1 pseudogene is annotated in these 1,588 nt (G+C 66.3%); it reads left to right on the top strand.

Annotated elements, in window-relative coordinates:
- Nucleotides 1-176: 176 nt before the first annotated feature.
- Nucleotides 177-1,588 (top strand): annotated as a pseudogene (locus tag JCM25156_RS25410) (carboxypeptidase M32); the annotation flags it as partial.

Raw genomic sequence — 1,588 nt, 5'->3', positions numbered from 1 at the left:
CCCCCGCCCCGAGTGCCGCATGCCCCCGCGCCAGCATGGCCGTCCGCTCCCGGTTTTCATCCATTGTATCCGGCCCTTCCCCATCAGGCGCACCCCTTGCAAGGCAGGGGAGGCTCCTGCACAGTTCACGGACCGTCCATACGGGACGGAGTATTAAGATTCAGTCAGGATCCTTCATGAATTTCCAGCCCGGAAGCACTGGCCTGCAGGCCTATGAAACATTGCGCCGCCGTTTTGCCCGCATGGGGCAGATCCGCAACGCGCTGGGCATTCTGGGCTGGGACAAGGACACCATGATGCCCACGGGCGCCAGCGACAGCCGGGCCGAAAGCATCGCCACCCTCGCCGTCCTGTCGCACGAACTCATGACCGCGCCGGACATGGCCGAAATGCTGGCGCGCGCCCAGCCGCCAGAAGATACGATGGCGCGCGCCAACCTGCATGAAATGCGCCGCCAGCACGCCCATGCCGCCGCCGTGCCCGCCGATCTGGTGGAAGCGGCGTCCCGCGCGGCGTCGCGCTGTGAAATGGCCTGGCGCACCGCGCGCCAGAACAGTGATTTCGCGGGGCTGCTGCCGGAACTGGAAACCGTCCTGTCCCTGACGCGCGAGATCGCGGCGGCCAAGGCCGAAGCCCTTGGCCTTTCCCCCTATGACGCGCTGCTGGACCAGTATGACCCCGGCACCCGGCAGGCGGATATCGACCCTGTTTTCGCTGAACTTTCCCGCGAACTGCCCGACCTGATCGCAACGGCGCTGGAACACCAGAAAAGCTGCCCGCCCCCCTGCCGCTGGTCGGCCCGTTTGCCATTGCGGCGCAGGAAACGCTGGGGCGCGAGACCATGCGGGCCATTGGCTTCGACATGCGGCGCGGGCGGCTGGATGTCAGCCTGCACCCCTTCTGCGGTGGGGCGGAGGACGATGTGCGCATCACCACCCGGTACGAGACGGATGACTGCATCAACGCCCTGATGGGCATCGTGCATGAAACCGGCCATGCGCTTTATGAACAGGGATTGCCCGAAGCATGGCGCGCCCAGCCGGTGGGCGAGGCGCGCGGCATGAGCCTGCATGAAAGCCAGTCCCTGCTTATGGAAATGCAGATATGCCGTTCCCGCCCGTTCATGGAATGGATGGCCCCCCGCCTGCGCGCGGCCTTTGGCGGCACGGCGGGCGACCCGGCCTGGAGCGTGGACAACCTGCACCGGCTCGTGACCCGCGTGCGCCCCGGCTTCATTCGTGTCGATGCCGATGAGATCACCTATCCCGCCCATATACTCGTGCGGTACGAAATGGAAACCGCGCTGATCGCGGGGCGGATGAAGCTGCGCGACCTGCCCGAAGCCTTCAACGCCCGCATTCACGACCTGCTGGGCCTGAACGTGCCCGAAGACAGGCTGGGATGCCTGCAGGACATTCACTGGCCATCGGTTCATGGGGGTATTTCCCCACCTATACATTGGGCGCGATCATCGCCGCCCAGCTTCGCGAGGCGGCGGAGCGCGATACGCCGCACATGATGGCCGCCATAGCCGAGGGCGATTTCGCCCCCCTGCTCGGCTGGCTGCGCCCGCGCATTCACGCCCGTG

The organism is Komagataeibacter kakiaceti JCM 25156, from assembly GCF_000613305.1.
The sequence above is the reverse complement of the archived record's forward strand: the minus strand, read 5'-3'. Positions and strand labels throughout refer to the sequence as shown.